This is a genomic window from Roseivirga sp., assembly GCF_034669765.1.
In the GTDB taxonomy this organism is placed as follows: Bacteria; Bacteroidota; Bacteroidia; order Cytophagales; family Cyclobacteriaceae; genus Roseivirga.
In genome coordinates this window covers 120,338-134,930 of the sequence record NZ_JAXMOQ010000008.1, presented here as the reverse complement: position 1 = coordinate 134,930, position 14,593 = coordinate 120,338, and the positions used below count along the sequence as shown (strand labels likewise).

At 40.7% G+C, this 14,593-nt stretch carries 16 protein-coding genes; 10 read left to right on the top strand and 6 right to left on the bottom strand.

Annotated features, from left to right (window positions below):
- Positions 1-12: 12 nt before the first annotated feature.
- From VOI17_RS15815 to VOI17_RS15805, 3 genes are all read left to right on the top strand, one after another.
- The gene (locus VOI17_RS15815; protein ID WP_323758200.1) at positions 13-1,422 is read left to right on the top strand and encodes a thrombospondin type 3 repeat-containing protein; all 1,410 of its coding nucleotides are present in this window, start codon (positions 13-15) and stop codon (positions 1,420-1,422) included.
- Between the two features lie 210 nt (positions 1,423-1,632).
- Complete coding sequence (locus VOI17_RS15810; protein WP_323758199.1) at positions 1,633-1,935, top strand: metalloregulator ArsR/SmtB family transcription factor; 303 nt, start codon at positions 1,633-1,635, stop codon at positions 1,933-1,935.
- A gap of 51 nt (positions 1,936-1,986) precedes the next feature.
- On the top strand, positions 1,987-3,351 hold the full coding sequence (locus VOI17_RS15805; protein ID WP_323758198.1) for an NAD-dependent succinate-semialdehyde dehydrogenase: 1,365 nt from the start codon (positions 1,987-1,989) through the stop codon (positions 3,349-3,351).
- 66 nt (positions 3,352-3,417) lie between these two features.
- Here VOI17_RS15805 and VOI17_RS15800 read toward each other — a convergent pair whose 3' ends face one another.
- The 4 genes from VOI17_RS15800 to VOI17_RS15785 all read right to left on the bottom strand — a co-directional run bounded on the left by VOI17_RS15800 (position 3,418) and on the right by VOI17_RS15785 (position 7,011).
- Complete coding sequence (locus VOI17_RS15800) at positions 3,418-4,437, bottom strand: endonuclease/exonuclease/phosphatase family protein (protein ID WP_323758197.1); 1,020 nt, start codon at positions 4,435-4,437, stop codon at positions 3,418-3,420.
- Between the two features lie 93 nt (positions 4,438-4,530).
- Positions 4,531-4,947: a VOC family protein gene (locus tag VOI17_RS15795; protein WP_323758196.1), complete on the bottom strand. Its 417-nt coding sequence runs from the start codon at positions 4,945-4,947 to the stop codon at positions 4,531-4,533.
- A 679-nt stretch (positions 4,948-5,626) separates the two neighbouring features.
- Complete coding sequence (locus VOI17_RS15790; RefSeq protein WP_323758195.1) at positions 5,627-6,208, bottom strand: WG repeat-containing protein; 582 nt, start codon at positions 6,206-6,208, stop codon at positions 5,627-5,629.
- Positions 6,209-6,246: 38 nt separating this feature from the next.
- Positions 6,247-7,011 (bottom strand): YdcF family protein, encoded by a 765-nt coding sequence (locus tag VOI17_RS15785; protein ID WP_323758194.1) that lies wholly within the window; start codon positions 7,009-7,011, stop codon positions 6,247-6,249.
- 145 nt (positions 7,012-7,156) lie between these two features.
- On the opposite strand from VOI17_RS15785, the gene VOI17_RS15780 reads away from it, so the two are divergent.
- The 7 genes from VOI17_RS15780 to VOI17_RS15750 all read left to right on the top strand — a co-directional run bounded on the left by VOI17_RS15780 (position 7,157) and on the right by VOI17_RS15750 (position 12,766).
- On the top strand, positions 7,157-7,669 hold the full coding sequence (locus tag VOI17_RS15780; protein ID WP_323758193.1) for a sigma-70 family RNA polymerase sigma factor: 513 nt from the start codon (positions 7,157-7,159) through the stop codon (positions 7,667-7,669).
- On the top strand, positions 7,656-8,432 hold the full coding sequence (locus VOI17_RS15775; protein WP_323758192.1) for a HEAT repeat domain-containing protein: 777 nt from the start codon (positions 7,656-7,658) through the stop codon (positions 8,430-8,432). Before VOI17_RS15780 ends, VOI17_RS15775 begins: the two co-directional genes overlap by 14 nt.
- An 84-nt stretch (positions 8,433-8,516) precedes the next feature.
- Positions 8,517-9,287: a hypothetical protein gene (locus VOI17_RS15770; protein WP_323758191.1), complete on the top strand. Its 771-nt coding sequence runs from the start codon at positions 8,517-8,519 to the stop codon at positions 9,285-9,287.
- A gap of 249 nt (positions 9,288-9,536) precedes the next feature.
- Complete coding sequence (locus VOI17_RS15765; RefSeq protein ID WP_323758190.1) at positions 9,537-10,277, top strand: hypothetical protein; 741 nt, start codon at positions 9,537-9,539, stop codon at positions 10,275-10,277.
- Positions 10,278-10,288: 11 nt separating this feature from the next.
- Positions 10,289-10,987, top strand: coding sequence for a hypothetical protein (locus tag VOI17_RS15760; protein ID WP_323758189.1), 699 nt, complete (start codon positions 10,289-10,291; stop codon positions 10,985-10,987).
- A 190-nt stretch (positions 10,988-11,177) separates the two neighbouring features.
- Positions 11,178-11,456 (top strand): hypothetical protein, encoded by a 279-nt coding sequence (locus VOI17_RS15755; RefSeq protein WP_068418441.1) that lies wholly within the window; start codon positions 11,178-11,180, stop codon positions 11,454-11,456.
- Between the two features lie 125 nt (positions 11,457-11,581).
- Positions 11,582-12,766, top strand: coding sequence for an aminotransferase class V-fold PLP-dependent enzyme (locus tag VOI17_RS15750; protein ID WP_323758188.1), 1,185 nt, complete (start codon positions 11,582-11,584; stop codon positions 12,764-12,766).
- Between the two features lie 85 nt (positions 12,767-12,851).
- On the opposite strand, the gene VOI17_RS15745 is transcribed toward VOI17_RS15750, so the two are convergent.
- Both VOI17_RS15745 and chrA read right to left on the bottom strand, forming a co-directional pair.
- The gene (locus VOI17_RS15745; RefSeq protein WP_323758187.1) at positions 12,852-13,376 is read right to left on the bottom strand and encodes an NAD(P)H-dependent oxidoreductase; all 525 of its coding nucleotides are present in this window, start codon (positions 13,374-13,376) and stop codon (positions 12,852-12,854) included.
- Positions 13,377-13,440: 64 nt separating this feature from the next.
- On the bottom strand, positions 13,441-14,550 hold the full coding sequence (gene chrA / locus VOI17_RS15740; protein ID WP_323758186.1) for a chromate efflux transporter: 1,110 nt from the start codon (positions 14,548-14,550) through the stop codon (positions 13,441-13,443).
- Between the last annotated feature and the right edge of the window lie 43 nt (positions 14,551-14,593).

Below are 14,593 nucleotides of genomic sequence, written 5' to 3'. Positions count from 1 at the left end.
TAACCGAAAACGATGAAAAAACTACTACTAATTCTTGCAATGGCTGTCAGCACTTTAGGTCTTTCAGCCCAAACAGAGGATTCACCTTGGTGGCTGACTCTTGAACTCACTAACAATAAGTTAGACTACAAATGGTACGATGGAATGTTCAACTTTGGAGAGCTAGACAATTCTGGTTTTAGAATTGGTGTAGAACGTTATTTAAACCCAAGTTTCGATTTAGAGGTAGGTGCATCTTATGGTAGTCTTGTTTATAAATCAATTATCGATGGAAAAGTAGCTGATCTTGATTTGAGATTTGCCTACAAACTGGACAATGGATACATCTTTAAAAAAGATTCTAAAGTAGCCCCTTATCTATTCGCAGGTTTTGGAGTAACCAGTTTCTCTAAAATAGAACCTATCTATGAGGAGTTTAATGAAGGAACTTACAAAATGATTCCCCTAGGCGCTGGTTTAAAATTTAAGGTGGTTGAAAACGCTGAAATTAATATGCGTGCTGCTTACAAAAAGAGCATTGATAATGCACCAAACTACCTTCAGTACGCAATAGGAGTTTCTTTCTCATTGAGCGGAAAGAAAGATTCTGATGGTGACGGTATTTATGACAAAGAAGATATGTGTCCTACAGAAGCGGGACCACTAGAAAATAAAGGTTGCCCTTGGCCTGATACAGATGGTGATGGCGTATTAGATAAAGACGACCCATGTCCAACAACAGCTGGAACATTAAACGGTTGCCCTGATACCGATGGTGACGGAATTAAAGATTCAGAAGATAAGTGTCCAACTGTAGCGGGTATTGCTAAATTCAATGGTTGTCCTGATACTGATGGTGACGGAATCCAAGATAGCGAAGATGCTTGCCCAACAGTTGCTGGTACTTTAAACGGTTGTCCAGATAGCGATGGCGATGGTGTGAAAGACAGCGAAGATGCTTGCCCAACTATCCCTGGTACATTAAACGGTTGCCCCGATTCAGATGGTGACGGTGTGAAAGATAGCGAAGATAACTGTCCTGAAACTGCTGGCTTGGCCTCAAACAATGGTTGTCCAGAGGTAAAAGAAGAAGTGAAAAAAGTGCTTGAACTTGCGGTGAAAGACATCCAGTTTAACTCTGGTAGTGATGTGCTAAAATCATCTGCAAACGGATCATTGGACCAAGTGGTTGAGTTGATGAAAGCGGAAGATTTCAGCTTAGAGTTGAGCGGTTATACTGACAGCACTGGTGATGCAGCTAAAAATCTAGACTTATCTAAGAGAAGAGCAAATGCTGTGAAGCAATACCTAATGAATAAGGGGATTGCAGCGAGTAGATTATTTGCTGATGGATACGGAATAGTAAATCCAATTGCTGATAACAATACTGCAGTTGGAAGAGCAAGCAACAGAAGAGTGGAGTTGAAAATTATCTTCAGGTAGTAAAGTTGATCAAACAAAAAAATAATGAAGAGGTCGTTGTATAACGACCTCTTTTTTTAGATCAGCCTCCTGTTTTTAATCCTAAAAACGAGTTTTTGTATTTGTATGCCTGATGTCTATGTATGAAGTTGACATCAGTTGCTAAATACTTGCTGGTTCTCTTTTTTACATGAACATATGTTCATAACTTTGATAAAAACCTAACCAAATATGGAAGAGCAGCTTGACAATGAAAGGGTCGAGAAAATTGCCTTCGTACTGAAGACTGTTGCACACCCAATGCGAGTCGGTATCATTGATCTCCTTAACAGGAATGAAAAGATGTCGGTGAATGATATTACTGTATACCTTGGGTTGGAACAATCACTTACTTCACATCATTTGGCCAACCTTAAAATGAAAGGCGTGCTGGGGAGCAAGCGTAGCGGTAAGAATATATTCTATTTTTTGAAGATGAAGGAAGTTCCACAAATCATCAAAATATTAGAAGATGTTAAGGTTAATGTTTTTTAGAACTTACTCCTCAAAATACTGGTTACATTTGAGAACTTAGTTTTCTCAATTATGCCGATACAATCAGTAAACCCTTCGAATAACCAAGTAATTGAGGTTTTTGAGCCTCATTCAGAAGATTATGTGCAAGCAGCAATCGAACGGGCAAACCTCCAATTCTCTTCATGGAAAGAGGAATCTTTCGAACACAAAGCTGACCTTTTTTATAAACTTGCTGCCGTCTTAGAAGAGCGTAAAGAAGCTTTGGCTGAGATTATGACCTTAGAAATGGGGAAACTTACCACTGAGGGCATTGCCGAGGTTGAAAAATGCGCACTTGTTTGTAGATATTATGCCGATAAAGCTGAGAAATTCTTGAAAGATGAGGTTCTTAAGTCCGATCACTCAAAAGCATTTGTAAGTTATCATCCTTTGGGGACAATCTTGGCCGTCATGCCATGGAATTTCCCATTATGGCAGGTCTTCAGGTTTGCTGCGCCTACCTTAATGGCGGGCAATGTAGGTTTGTTAAAACATGCTTCAAATGTACAAATGTGTGCTCAAGCTATTGAAGATGCCTTTATTGAAGCAGGTTTTCCAAATGGAGCCTTTCAGAACTTAAGAATAGGTTCATCTAAGGTAGAAGCCATTATAAATGATGATCGAATTAAGGCGGTAACCTTGACAGGAAGTGAAGGCGCTGGAAGTGCAGTTGCTAGTGCTGCCGGTTCAAAAATCAAGAAATCAGTTTTAGAGTTAGGGGGAAGTGATGCGTTTATTGTGCTGGATAATGCTGATATGGACCTCACAGTTCGTGCTGCGGTAAAAGCCAGAATGCGCAACTGCGGACAGAGCTGTATTGCTGCCAAACGCTTTATTGTAGTGGAAAGGGTATATGATGAATTTGCAGATAAGTTCAAGTCCTTTTTGCAAGCCATGAGGCTAGGAGACCCAAGCGATATGTTGACTTCTTGTGGTCCAATGGCTTCGGAGGATTTGGCCAATGAATTACTCAAACAAGTAGAAGAAAGTGTAGCCAAAGGAGCTAAGGTGCTTTTAGGAGGAAAACGATCTGAAAGAGAAGGTGCTTATTTTGAGCCTACCATATTGGCCGATTTAAAACCGGGTATGCCAGCCTACGAAGACGAGTTATTTGGTCCAGTGGCATCGCTGTTTAAAGTAAAGAATGAAGAGGAAGCAATTGCCTTGGCCAATGCCAGCAAGTTCGGTTTAGGGGCTTCCATTTGGACGCAAGACTTGGTGCGAGGAGAAATGATCGCTAGAAAAATTGAATCGGGAGCGGTGTTTGTAAACCATATGGTTTCATCCGACCCACGTTTGCCTTTTGGTGGTATCAAAACCTCTGGCTATGGACGCGAACTTTCGCACTTGGGCATCCGGGAATTTATGAACACCAAAACCATAGCCATTAATTAAGAATTGTAGAAGGGAATTATAACTAGCAAGAGGAGTGTGGGGTTCGAACAAAGGAGGTAAAGTACCTTAGACTGATCGATTATCACTCTCTTCTTTTTTCCCTTCACTTATCAGTTCTTCTGTTTCTTCCCTTTCTTCTTTTGTAATGGTTTCAACTTCCTCTTCTTGAGAGCAGTCAGAGGAGTCGATGCAAAAAGTACAAGAAATAGGGAAATGATCAGAGCCGATATGTTCAAGAACACTCAGCTCCTTTAGGAAAATGGATGGGCTATGAAAAATCAAATCTAGTGGTGTTCGGAAAAACCAATATTTGGCATGGTATGAAGCTAAAATACCGCGGCCCATTCTCCCATCAATTAGCCCGCTGTTTTCGCGGAATAATTCAGAGATTTTAGACCAAGCGACTGTATTGAAATCGCCAACCACAAGTGTAGGTTTGTCGATTTCTTTGGTGCGCTTTGCAATACATAACAAATCGCCATCGCGTTCTTTGGACGTTTCTTCTTCGGTAGGGCTGGGTGGAGGCGGGTGCACACAAAAAAGAACAAAGTCATCTCCATCTTTGGTTTTAAAATGGGCTTCAATACTCGGTAAATCTTCTGAAACGAAGTAATGCGTGGTAACCTTCTGGAAAGGAGCTTTAGCATACAGGTGCATGCCATAGGTGTTTTCCAGCGTTATTTTTTCGGTGTAAGGATAATCAGCTTCCATTTCACGCAGGGCTAACTCCCAATCCTTATTGCTCTCGATAGTGACAAAAATATCGGGCTTTTCTTTTCTGATGAAGTCTTTGAACCTCCCGAATTCTTGATTGAACTGATAGATATTGGTGGAGATCACCTTGAGGCCAGATAACCCTTTTACCTCTCCATCATGTTTTTTATAAAATTTAGTAAAACGAGCCAAAAGGTAGGTGTGATAAATAATTAGGCCGATTTGAAATAGAGCGATCAGCCAAACCCAAATGCTTTTTCCAGTGAAAATAAAAAGTCCAATGCTTGCTATAACCTGAAAAAGGAGAAGCTGTATTTTAATAAATTCAGGTACACGGAAAACCCAATGTTGATTTTTAACAAAGGGTAACAAGCTTAAAAAGATAAGCAGTATTGATAGAATTATGAAAAAAACACTCACTACCTAATCTAGATTATAATTGTCGCAGGTCTGGTGAACACATGATCAATTGGGCTCCCAAAGTTCAATTTTGTTCCCTTCTGCATCCATAATATGGATGAACTTTCCAAAGTCATAAGTTGCCATGCTGTCAAGAATGGTCACTCCGTTTTCTTTAAGTTTGATGATGAGCGCTTCTATATTCTGAACTTGGTAATTGATCATAAAATCCTTTTTGGATGGAGAAAAATAGTCATCTCCTTTTTTGAAAGGCTTCCATTGAAGAGAGTTTACTTCGTCAGGTTTGTTAAGGTTTCTTGATTCAAAACTCGCAGAACCCCATTCATTGGTCTCAATCCCTAAATTTTTCGCATACCATTCTTTCGTTTCTTCTGGATTGTCGGAATAAAAGAATATGCCACCAACTCCTGTCACCTTTGGTGTAGTATCAATATTGTCTGTTTGGTTTTTTGCGTCTTCCATTTTTGTTGTTTCGTTAGTTGTCGAGTTGCAACTTGCAAGTAAGGCTGCAATCGATATGGTTATGATAAGTCTATTCATTTTGTCCTTCCTTTGTTTATCTCTAAAAAAGGTGAGCTCAATTTAGTGGTTTAAATTATTTATTTATAACCTGTCTTTTTTGTCTTCAAGGTTCAGTTAGTTCAAATTATTGCCATAGAGATTTATATATCTGCACCGAAACGATAGTTAGCGCGTAGAGGCCTTTTTCAGAAACACAGATAGAATGGGTTTGCGTACACGAAGTTCCAGATTCTAGGAACCTTCAGAATGACTTCCGAAAGTAAAAATTAGCTGTCATACTGAGCTTGACTCAGGATCGGGCTATACTTGGTTCTGCAAGATCCAAATTTGCAATAATGATTAGCAGGCCGCACCTACGGAGCTCAATGCACAACTGAACTGCGTTGCTACAAACAGGGCATCCCTACGGGATTAAGTGCCTCTGTTTTGGTTATCTTATCTAATGGAATTTGCGGTAAGCCTGAGTGTCTCAAATTATGATTATATGGGCTACAGTGTCATTTCTCCCTCAATTGAAGACAAAAACCCTTATAGCCCCATCGGGGCGGACAGGTTGTAGATTAAAATGTAGATAGATAAGAAATTGAGCCCTGTAGGGGCGACCTGTATTCTATGCTACCTATTTGTTTAACTTTATGCGTTGTCCATTTTTGTCAATATAGAACCAGCTATGGCTTTTCATTGCGGTATGTTCTAAGTCTTTCACCAAATCGCATTCGTAACTAACTTTTGCCTTTCCATCGGAAAATGGATAAGCGCAGTCAAATTGAGGAGTAACTATTATTTTACCTGTACTGTCAGCAAAGCCTATTTTTCCATTCCTTAGAATTCTGAAAGCCCCATTCTCTATGTAATCTGGTCCATTGTCAAACCAATGAACCTCATAAAGTTTTTGCCCTTTTTGATTGATCGCAATTATATCAGCTCTATCACCTATTTTTTGAACTACGAACCCATAATTTATTATTGTGTCGGAAAAACTTTGGATATATAGCCCGTTAGGAATAATGGTGTCCCCTTTTTGATTTATATAACCGAATTCTTCTCCAAGCTGATATTCATTTGCAGATACTCTATACAATGTATCAGTTGGTTTAAAGTCGATTATTTCATAGTACTTATTTTCAGCTTGTTCTAATATTTGGTTGTTCGAACAGGTCAACATTAAAAAAAGTGAAAATATGCTGAGAATCGGTTTCATATTAAATTATATGGACATACAGAGTTGGACATTCCTTCCTAAATATACCCCATCACCTTATAAGTGGCCAAGCCCACCCATTCTTTAAAGAGGGTTTCCCACTTTTTGAGGGATTCTGCTTTAGGAATAAAAACATCATCGAAATTCAGACTTGGTCTGCTAGTATAGAAATCCGTTGGAAATTCATCAAACTCAACCCCTTGTTTGGTTAAACACAGAGAAGAGCGCTTCATATGAAAGGCAGAAGTAATCAATAAGTACTTTTGATTGGGGAAATCACGCTTTAGTATCTTAGCAGACTCTACTGCATTTTCATAGGTGTTTACTGCATTTGGTTCTACCGTGATTACTGAATCAGGGACGCCTGCCATTACCAAAAAACTCTTGAGTCTTTCGGCAGCAATACTCATTTCTACTTGCTGGAAACCCAAGCCACCGCTGACTATAATGTGTTTTAGTTTACCTTCTTTATAAAGTTGAAGGGTATGGGTTATTCTATCTGCACCACGTTCAAAATAAACCCTGTCTTTTGGGCTCTTGCTGCCTTTGGTTACGCCAGAAAAAACAATCCCTACATCATACACACCCACTTCATTCATTGGCGTGGGGGCTGGTTCCCATAAAAGCATTACTCTGTTACTGATGTATTGGTTTGAAAGGAAAACCAATAAGACCAGAGGGAGTATAAAGAAGAATTTTTTCCTTTTTTGGTTTTTAGTAAACCTAGAATAAACAAAAAATCCGATGACCCAAGTGAGGGGCATTACAAAGAGGGCGAGTATTTTTGAAAGAATAAAGAACACAATGGTTTTTTTACGAAATTACATTAACAAAACCTGAAATCATTATCGATTGATTATTAATTAGTTAAAGCTTTTTTGTCAGGTTTATGATATTTATTTCACAATGGGTGTAATGACATACCCTCACCCTCGTCTCTACTATTGAATGGAGTTGCAAACGTTTAAATCACAAGTTCTACCAGTAAAGGATAAGCTCTTTCGGATCGCCCTCAATATGATGCGGTCTGTGGAGGAAGCCGAAGACATTCTACAGGATGTAATGGTAAAGCTTTGGGACAAGCGGGCGCAATGGGGCGAGTACAGAAATTTGGAGGCGTTTGCAGTAACAATTACCAAAAACCTTTGTCTGGACCGACTCAAATCCAAAAGAATGAAAGGCCATTTCGATATTCAAGAAATGGAGCTGGATTCTGGAGCCGTTTCACCTTACCAGCGTATTGAACTGGACGACAGTGTAAAAACGATGGTGCGGGTGTTTGAAAAACTGCCAGATCAACAGCGGCTTTTGATTACCCTTCGGGACGTGGAAGGCTACAGCTATGAAGAGATAGCCGAGCAAACAGGATTGGAAGTGAACAATATTAGAGTGGGCATTTCAAGGGCAAGAAAGAAGGCGAAAGAAGATTACTTAAAAATTGCGAATTATGAACAGCAATAAAGAAATAGAGGTATTAATCGAGAAATACAACAACGGGGAAACTTCTCTTCAGGAAGAAGAGCAACTCCAAAACTTCTTTCGGGGAGAAGGCGTCCCCGACCATTTGAAAGAGGAGCAGGCTTGGTTTGCACAACTTGATTTAAGAGCCAAAACAGAATGGGAAGGTTTTTCTGAGGATAAGCTTTTTGCAAAGTTAGATGTGCAGGTGAAAGAAGAAGAAGCCAAAGTGGTTCCTATGCTTCAACCTAAAACAAAGCAGGTTTGGTTTTACCGAGTAGCGGCTGCCGTGGCTTTAGTATTGGTCGGCTTCTATATGGGCAATGAAATCAGGAATGATGATGTAGCCGGAGTGAAAGAAGAGTTAGCGCAGGTAAAAGCCATGATGCTGGAACAAATGACAAGCACATCGGCCAGTGGAAGGCTGCAAGCAGTGAACTACTCCATTGAATTGAAAGAAGTAGACCAGGAAATGCTTAATGCTTTGATTAGTGTGTTGGAGACCGATGAAAACATGAATGTAAGGTTGAAAGCGGTAGAGGGTTTGGCCAAGTTTTATGATGAGCCCACAGCCAAGAAAGCTTTACTGAAGGCTTTAAAAGAAGAGAAAGAACCGATGATGCAAATCGCACTAATTGATGTGTTGGTAGACAACAACGAAAAGGCCGCATTGAATGATTTGGAACGCATAGCCGAAGACGGCAACAGTATAAAAGGAGTGAAGGATCAAGCTTATATGGGCATGTTCAAACTCAAAGAAATGTAAAAATATTTAATCGATTGAATTGGTCAGGATTAGCCTTCCTTAAAAGGTGAAACTCAAAATATCTGAAACATAAAAAAATTAATGATGAAAAAGTTAACAATGAATTTATTAGCGATAGCGCTCTTTTTAGTGGCCTATACGGTACAAGGACAGGATTTTAAAGTAGCAGTATCAGGTCAAAAGAAAGTAGTAATTAAAGAAGTAAACCGGGTAAGTGTAGAAGCTTATGATGGTACTGAAATTCAAATTACTTCAGGCAATAAGGACCAAGAACGGTCTGAAAGAGCAGAAGGTCTTAAGTCGCTAAGCGCAAGGGGAGAAGATAATACTGGAATTGGCTTGAGTGTGAAAACAGATGGGGGACAAGTCACTATTGTTCAAGTGGCCAGACGAGCAGACGGCAAGTACACCATTAAAGTACCCAAGTCCATGAATGTTAAAGTTGAGCATAATGGTAGCTGGGAAGGCAGCAAAATTGAAGTATACAGAGTAAGCGGAGAACTGGAGATTTCAGGTAATAATAACGGAGTGTATTTGGAAGACATTACTGGCCCAGCTTTGGTGAACACAGTGTATGGTGGAATAGAAGCTAAATTTTCTTCACTCAGTCAAGCTGGCCCTACTTCGTTAGTATCGGTATATGGAGAGGTAGATGTAACACTTCCAGCTAATGCTAAAGCCAATATTACAGCGAAAACTCCATTTGGTGAAGCTTATTCAGATTTGAATATTGAATTCCCGAAAACAGACGGTATGAGAAAAGTAAGCTCAACTGTGGAAGGCACCCTGAATGGTGGAGGCGTGAAACTTGACATTCAAGCCTCTTACGAGAATGTATACCTTCGGAAGAAGTAACCCGAAATGTCCGTGAAGTTTAAACTCTAAACTTCACGGACATTTTTTCAACTACCTGGCTAAAATAGGTAGCCATACTTCCCTAAAAAGACACCCAAGTCTAAGACAATTCTCCCTTCGTTTTACTAATTGATTAGTATTCAATTTTGATTGAAACGGGAGGCTTATGTCTTAGAGAAACGCAGCATCAAGATTGAATCTTGGTTCGAATAGAATCCACAAAACGGTCAAAACTCAAAATACAACAACATGAAAAAGCCAATTTTAATCCTAATGATGCTCATGCTCTTTTCGATTTGTGCCTTTGCGCAAAAGCAAATCGATCAGACCTTTGATGCCAGCGCAGTCAAAAGCATCGACCTCTTTTTCAAATATCCCGAATTGGTCAAAATTAAAGTGTGGGATAAAAACGAAGTGAATATTAAAGGTCAGGTTGAAATCCACAATGGAGAATTTGATGACGATTTCGAACTCTCTAGCAAGGTCAGCGGAGGGAAACTCATGATAGAGTCGAACATTAAAAACATTGACAACTATAAAAACTATCAGGTATACACCGATAAAGATGAGGACGGAGAAAGTCGATCTGTGACCATCTCGAAAAATGGAACCACCATTACCACAGGGAAAAGCGGTCGCTACACTAACGGAATCAATATTTCCATTGTGTTAGAAGTGACTGTCCCTCGCAGTATGGCCGTTGTGCTCGATGCCCGCTATGGTTTGGTGGAAGTATTGCAGAGCCCGAAACAACTGGATGTAGAAGCCCGCTATGGCGGAGTGGATGTGAAAGTAGATGAGACTGAGTCTCTGGATTTAGAGGCCCGCACCCAATGGGGGCAAATCTTCTCCAACCTAGAAACCAAAGTGAAGATTGATGGAGATGAAGGCCTTGGTAAATGGATGAAAGCACATGCTTCTATCAAAAGTGGAGGCCAACGCCTAAAGGTGGAGTCTCAGTATGGTCACGTGTATTTGCGTAAAAACTAAATCAAGGAATCATGAAAACACTCTTTACATTCATCGCTTGTCTTTTCGCGCAGCTCACCTTTGCCCAAGCCCAAACTATTGAAAAAAGCTATGCCTACACTGGTCAAAAGCTTGATCTTGATTTGAACTTCGGCACCGAAGTAATCCTGAAATCTTGGGATAAGAATGAGATCTCAGTGAAAATCACCTATGAAATCAACGAAGGCATGGACAACGAGGTCATGGACTGGAAGGTGGATGACCGCAATGGGAAATTGATCGTTGAAGTTGAATTGGACAGCAAAAAACTGGAAAAGCTTGGCGACTGCTGCTGTAACAGTAAGAGTGGTAACTATTGGTCAGGACGTGGTTCCAAGAGCGATAGAGTTTGCGTTGACATTAAGGTGGAGGTGATGATGCCTGGTAAGTCAGATGTGAAGATCAAAACCATTATAGCCGATGTTGCTGTAGAAGGCTTTTCGGGGAACCTCGATTTAGAAACCGTAACAGGCGAAATCATTTTACTTTGGGCAAAGGGCGCTGGTGCTGAGGTAAGTATTGAAACGGTTAATGGCGGTATATATACCAATATGGATTTAGACATGGAAAAGGAGAAAGGACTTCCGAAAATCAGTAGCCATAAAGTAAAGGCGACTTATAAAAGCGGAGGCAAATCACTAAAGCTAAAAACAGTGACTAGCGATATTTATCTTAAAGAGTCGGGTTTTTAAAAAAGAAGGGCTTGGAAACCAGTCCTTATGTTATCGACTGTTAATGAATTCACCTTTTGCGGTTAATTTCAGTTAAAAAGACCAAGGGCATGCAACATTTTTGCTCCGAAGCGCATCTATATAGCAAAGGAAAAAAGCAGCAGTCAGTAACTTTTCTGAAAAAGAGAAGTGTAGAAAAAATAAAAACCAGATGTTCTCTCAATCCACATTATACTTCGGCACCATGGACGGTCACCACAAAATCAGCATCAGCGGAGTAGTTTTTTATGTAGAAAATGAATGTAAGAATCTACTTCTTAATCATCTCAAATTCATGCATAGAAATAACACGCTTCAATCAGAAAATCAGTTTGAATCGGGCGAAGAGCGAGTAGCCGAAATTTTACTGGAGGAACTTAAAGGAGGAAAAGACGTGGTGACCTGCAAGGAACTGGAAGCTGTAATTAACCGCACAAGAAATTCAAGATAACCTGATTTAGTTATGGTTTGAGGTGATTATTAAACAGGTGTTTTCTATCCAAGCCCCGACATTTGTCGGGGTTTTTTTTATTGCTTTTGCGCTTAACATTGCATCCAAATTTCATAATTTCAAGCATGCTTACAGAACAGGATATTCAACGATTTCGAAAGGAAACTCCAGGCACCGATAAGGTGATTCACTTCAATAATGCAGGAAGCTCACTTCCACCTCAGGCAGTACGTCATGCTGTGATTAATTACTTGGAGGAAGAGATGACTTACGGAGGTTATGAAACCAACGAGAAGTATGCTGAACAGATCTCAGGAGCTTATACTTCTATCGCCAAACTGATCAATGCTTCGGAAAAAGAAATTGCTTTGGTGGAGAACGCTACAGCCGCTTGGCATGCTGCCTTTCAGGCGATTGACTGGAAGGAGGGCGATGTGATCATCGCTACTCAAGCCGATTACGCTTCTAATTACCTTTCGTATTTGCACCTTCAAAGAAAAGTGGCGGTAGAAATCAGAGTCATTCCTAATAAGGCTTCGGGAGAACTGGATTTAGTAGCGCTAGAAAACATGATGGATGATACGGTAAAACTGGTTTCCATCACGCATATGCCTACCAATGGTGGCCTCACTGTTGATGCCGAAGGAGTAGGGGAGATCACCCGAAAATATGGAGTGCTTTATTTATTGGACGCCTGTCAATCCGCAGGGCAATATCCGCTCGATGTCGAGAAAATCAGTTGCGATATGCTTTCAGCCACAGGCAGAAAGTACATGCGAGGCCCACGAGGTACTGGTTTTCTCTATATTCGAAAGTCGGGTTTGCCAAAATTGACGCCTGCTGTTATTGATCTTCATTCCGCAGAATGGACAGGCGCGGACACTTACACCATTCGGGAAGACGCTAGAAAGTTTGAAAATTGGGAAGGGAATCGAGCAAATACCCTAGGGCTAAAGGCTGCTGCTGATTACATTTTAGAGATAGGAATCAATAATATTTGGGAACGTGTGCAGCATTTGTCTTCGGTATTAAGAAAGCAAATTAGCGAAGTAAAGGGTGTGACTGTCCATGATATAGGCGAAGTGAAAAGCGGGATTGTGTCGTTTACAGTGGATGGTAAATCAGCAGCAGAGGTGAAGTCCCATTTACACCGCCAAGGCATTAATGTTTCATGGACAGGCGTACCCAATACCTATCTCGATATGACGGCTCGACAGTTAAAAGAAATTGTTCGTGCCTCGGTGCATTACTATAATACCGAAGAAGAAATTGAAGTATTTACTGCCACATTAAAGGAAATGGTAGGCTAAGAACCCTCCAAAAGTTGGTGTCAATATACCATCAGGAGCTAATTGGCTCAGATGAACTATGAGTTTTAACTTTTGGAGGGTTTCGTTAATGAGAGGATTTCTCTGCTGTGTTAATCAACGCAATAAACTGTTCTAGTTTGTCCGTTTCTGCTTCAAAACTTGTGTTGTCATTGATTACCGCATGAACTCCTCCAAGGTAATTCATGCCCAAGTATTTGGCAGTTTCTGAAAAGGGTAACCAGAATTGATCACCTAAATTATTCCCAATAGAGCAGCTTATGGTTGCCATGTTTTTACCCCTTAGCTTTCTGCCCAAATCCTTTTCAATTTCAAGTAGGTCGGCAATGCGATCGAAAAATACTTTCATGATGCCGCTCATGCTGTACCAATACACTGGAGTAGCAAAAACCAAAGTGTCATAGTTCTCGATGATGTTTCGCATGAGGGGCAGGAAATCGTCTCCTGCATTTTTATGCGCGTAGTCATAGTAGCTAAAATCATAATCATTCAGATCGATTAAGTCCCAATCAGACTTTTCTTTGAGTAGGTTTATCATGTTGGAGGTATCTCCATCATTTCTAGAACTGCCAAGAATGATAATACTTCTCATAGCTACATAAGTTTGGAAAACGAGAAGCTAAAGCTACGTCTTATCCTTTTTAGAAGGAAGGTTTCTAAACCAAAGTCAACAAATAACCGAGCAGCGACCCACCAACCACGATAAATGCACTGTTCAGTTTTTTGAAAACGAATACGGTGATTAAACTCGCCACGGCAATCACGATGGTTTCCCAGTTCACGATGGTGTCTTTGCCCATTTCGATACAAACCGCGACAATCACGGCTACTGCAGCAATGTTCACCGCATCTAAGAAAGCAGCAATCACTTTCGATTTTCGCATTTTCGGAACCAGAGGGTTCAGGATAGCTACAAAGATGAAAGAGGGCATGAATATACCTACAGTGGCGGCAATAGCACCCCAAAAGCCGCCCAGTTGCCAACCAATAAAGGTGGCAGTAGAAAGCACTGGCCCTGGCGTGAATTGACCCACCGCTACCGCATCAATCAACTGTTGTCTTGTGAGTAAGCCAGTGGTGACGAGTTCGGCATCTAAAAAAGCAAACAATACATAACCGCCTCCATAAAGCAATGCGCTCACTTTAAAGAAAGTCCAGAAGATTTTCATTGAGCCTAAGGTGGCAGTGATTTGCACCAAAGCGATAGGAGAGAAACTGTTCAGGGTACTTTTTGAATTCCGAATCAGGTGAATGATCAAGCCTAAAGCACCACAAGCAAACAGTGCGATGATTTCGTTCATGCCCAGTAAACTAGCGGCCAAGGTAAGCGCCCCCAGAATTCCGATTTCTACATTTTTGAGCGCTTTTTTTCCAAGACGATAAACGGCCGAAATAATGATGGCAATTACCGCTGGTTTAATGCCGTAAATGAATGGTTCTACGGAAGGCAGTTGGCCATATTGCTGGTAGAGCCAAGCAAATAGCATGGTGATGGCAACGGCAGGAAAAACGAAACAAGCACCAGCTACAATCAAACCTTTCCAGCCTGCGCGTTCATGTCCGCAGTGCATGGTCATTTCTGTGGAATTGGGGCCAGGAATAAGGTTAGTGGCACCCACCAAATCCAGAAAATGCTGAGGTGTCATCCATTTCCGCTTCTTCACCACTTCATCTTCCATCATAGCGATGTGGGCTGCGGGACCTCCAAAGGCAATGCTGCCCAATTTGAAAAACAGCTTGGCGACTTCTTTTAATTCCTTATTCATTGCTTCATTTAATCTAAACCAAAGATAGATTTCTCGCACAAAA

Bases quoted from the DNA above. Each gene is read 5' to 3' on its own strand.
- VOI17_RS15815 (WP_323758200.1), top strand. From the start codon at position 13: ATGAAAAAACTACTACTAATTCTTGCAATGGCTGTCAGCACTTTAGGT.
- VOI17_RS15810 (WP_323758199.1), top strand. From the start codon at position 1,633: ATGGAAGAGCAGCTTGACAATGAAAGGGTCGAGAAAATTGCCTTCGTA.
- VOI17_RS15805 (WP_323758198.1), top strand. From the start codon at position 1,987: ATGCCGATACAATCAGTAAACCCTTCGAATAACCAAGTAATTGAGGTT.
- VOI17_RS15795 (WP_323758196.1), bottom strand. From the start codon at position 4,947: ATGGAAGACGCAAAAAACCAAACAGACAATATTGATACTACACCAAAG.
- VOI17_RS15790 (WP_323758195.1), bottom strand. From the start codon at position 6,208: ATGAAACCGATTCTCAGCATATTTTCACTTTTTTTAATGTTGACCTGT.
- VOI17_RS15780 (WP_323758193.1), top strand. From the start codon at position 7,157: ATGGAGTTGCAAACGTTTAAATCACAAGTTCTACCAGTAAAGGATAAG.
- VOI17_RS15775 (WP_323758192.1), top strand. From the start codon at position 7,656: ATGAACAGCAATAAAGAAATAGAGGTATTAATCGAGAAATACAACAAC.
- VOI17_RS15770 (WP_323758191.1), top strand. From the start codon at position 8,517: ATGAAAAAGTTAACAATGAATTTATTAGCGATAGCGCTCTTTTTAGTG.
- VOI17_RS15765 (WP_323758190.1), top strand. From the start codon at position 9,537: ATGAAAAAGCCAATTTTAATCCTAATGATGCTCATGCTCTTTTCGATT.
- VOI17_RS15760 (WP_323758189.1), top strand. From the start codon at position 10,289: ATGAAAACACTCTTTACATTCATCGCTTGTCTTTTCGCGCAGCTCACC.
- VOI17_RS15755 (WP_068418441.1), top strand. From the start codon at position 11,178: ATGTTCTCTCAATCCACATTATACTTCGGCACCATGGACGGTCACCAC.
- VOI17_RS15750 (WP_323758188.1), top strand. From the start codon at position 11,582: ATGCTTACAGAACAGGATATTCAACGATTTCGAAAGGAAACTCCAGGC.
- VOI17_RS15745 (WP_323758187.1), bottom strand. From the start codon at position 13,376: ATGAGAAGTATTATCATTCTTGGCAGTTCTAGAAATGATGGAGATACC.
- chrA (WP_323758186.1), bottom strand. From the start codon at position 14,550: ATGAATAAGGAATTAAAAGAAGTCGCCAAGCTGTTTTTCAAATTGGGC.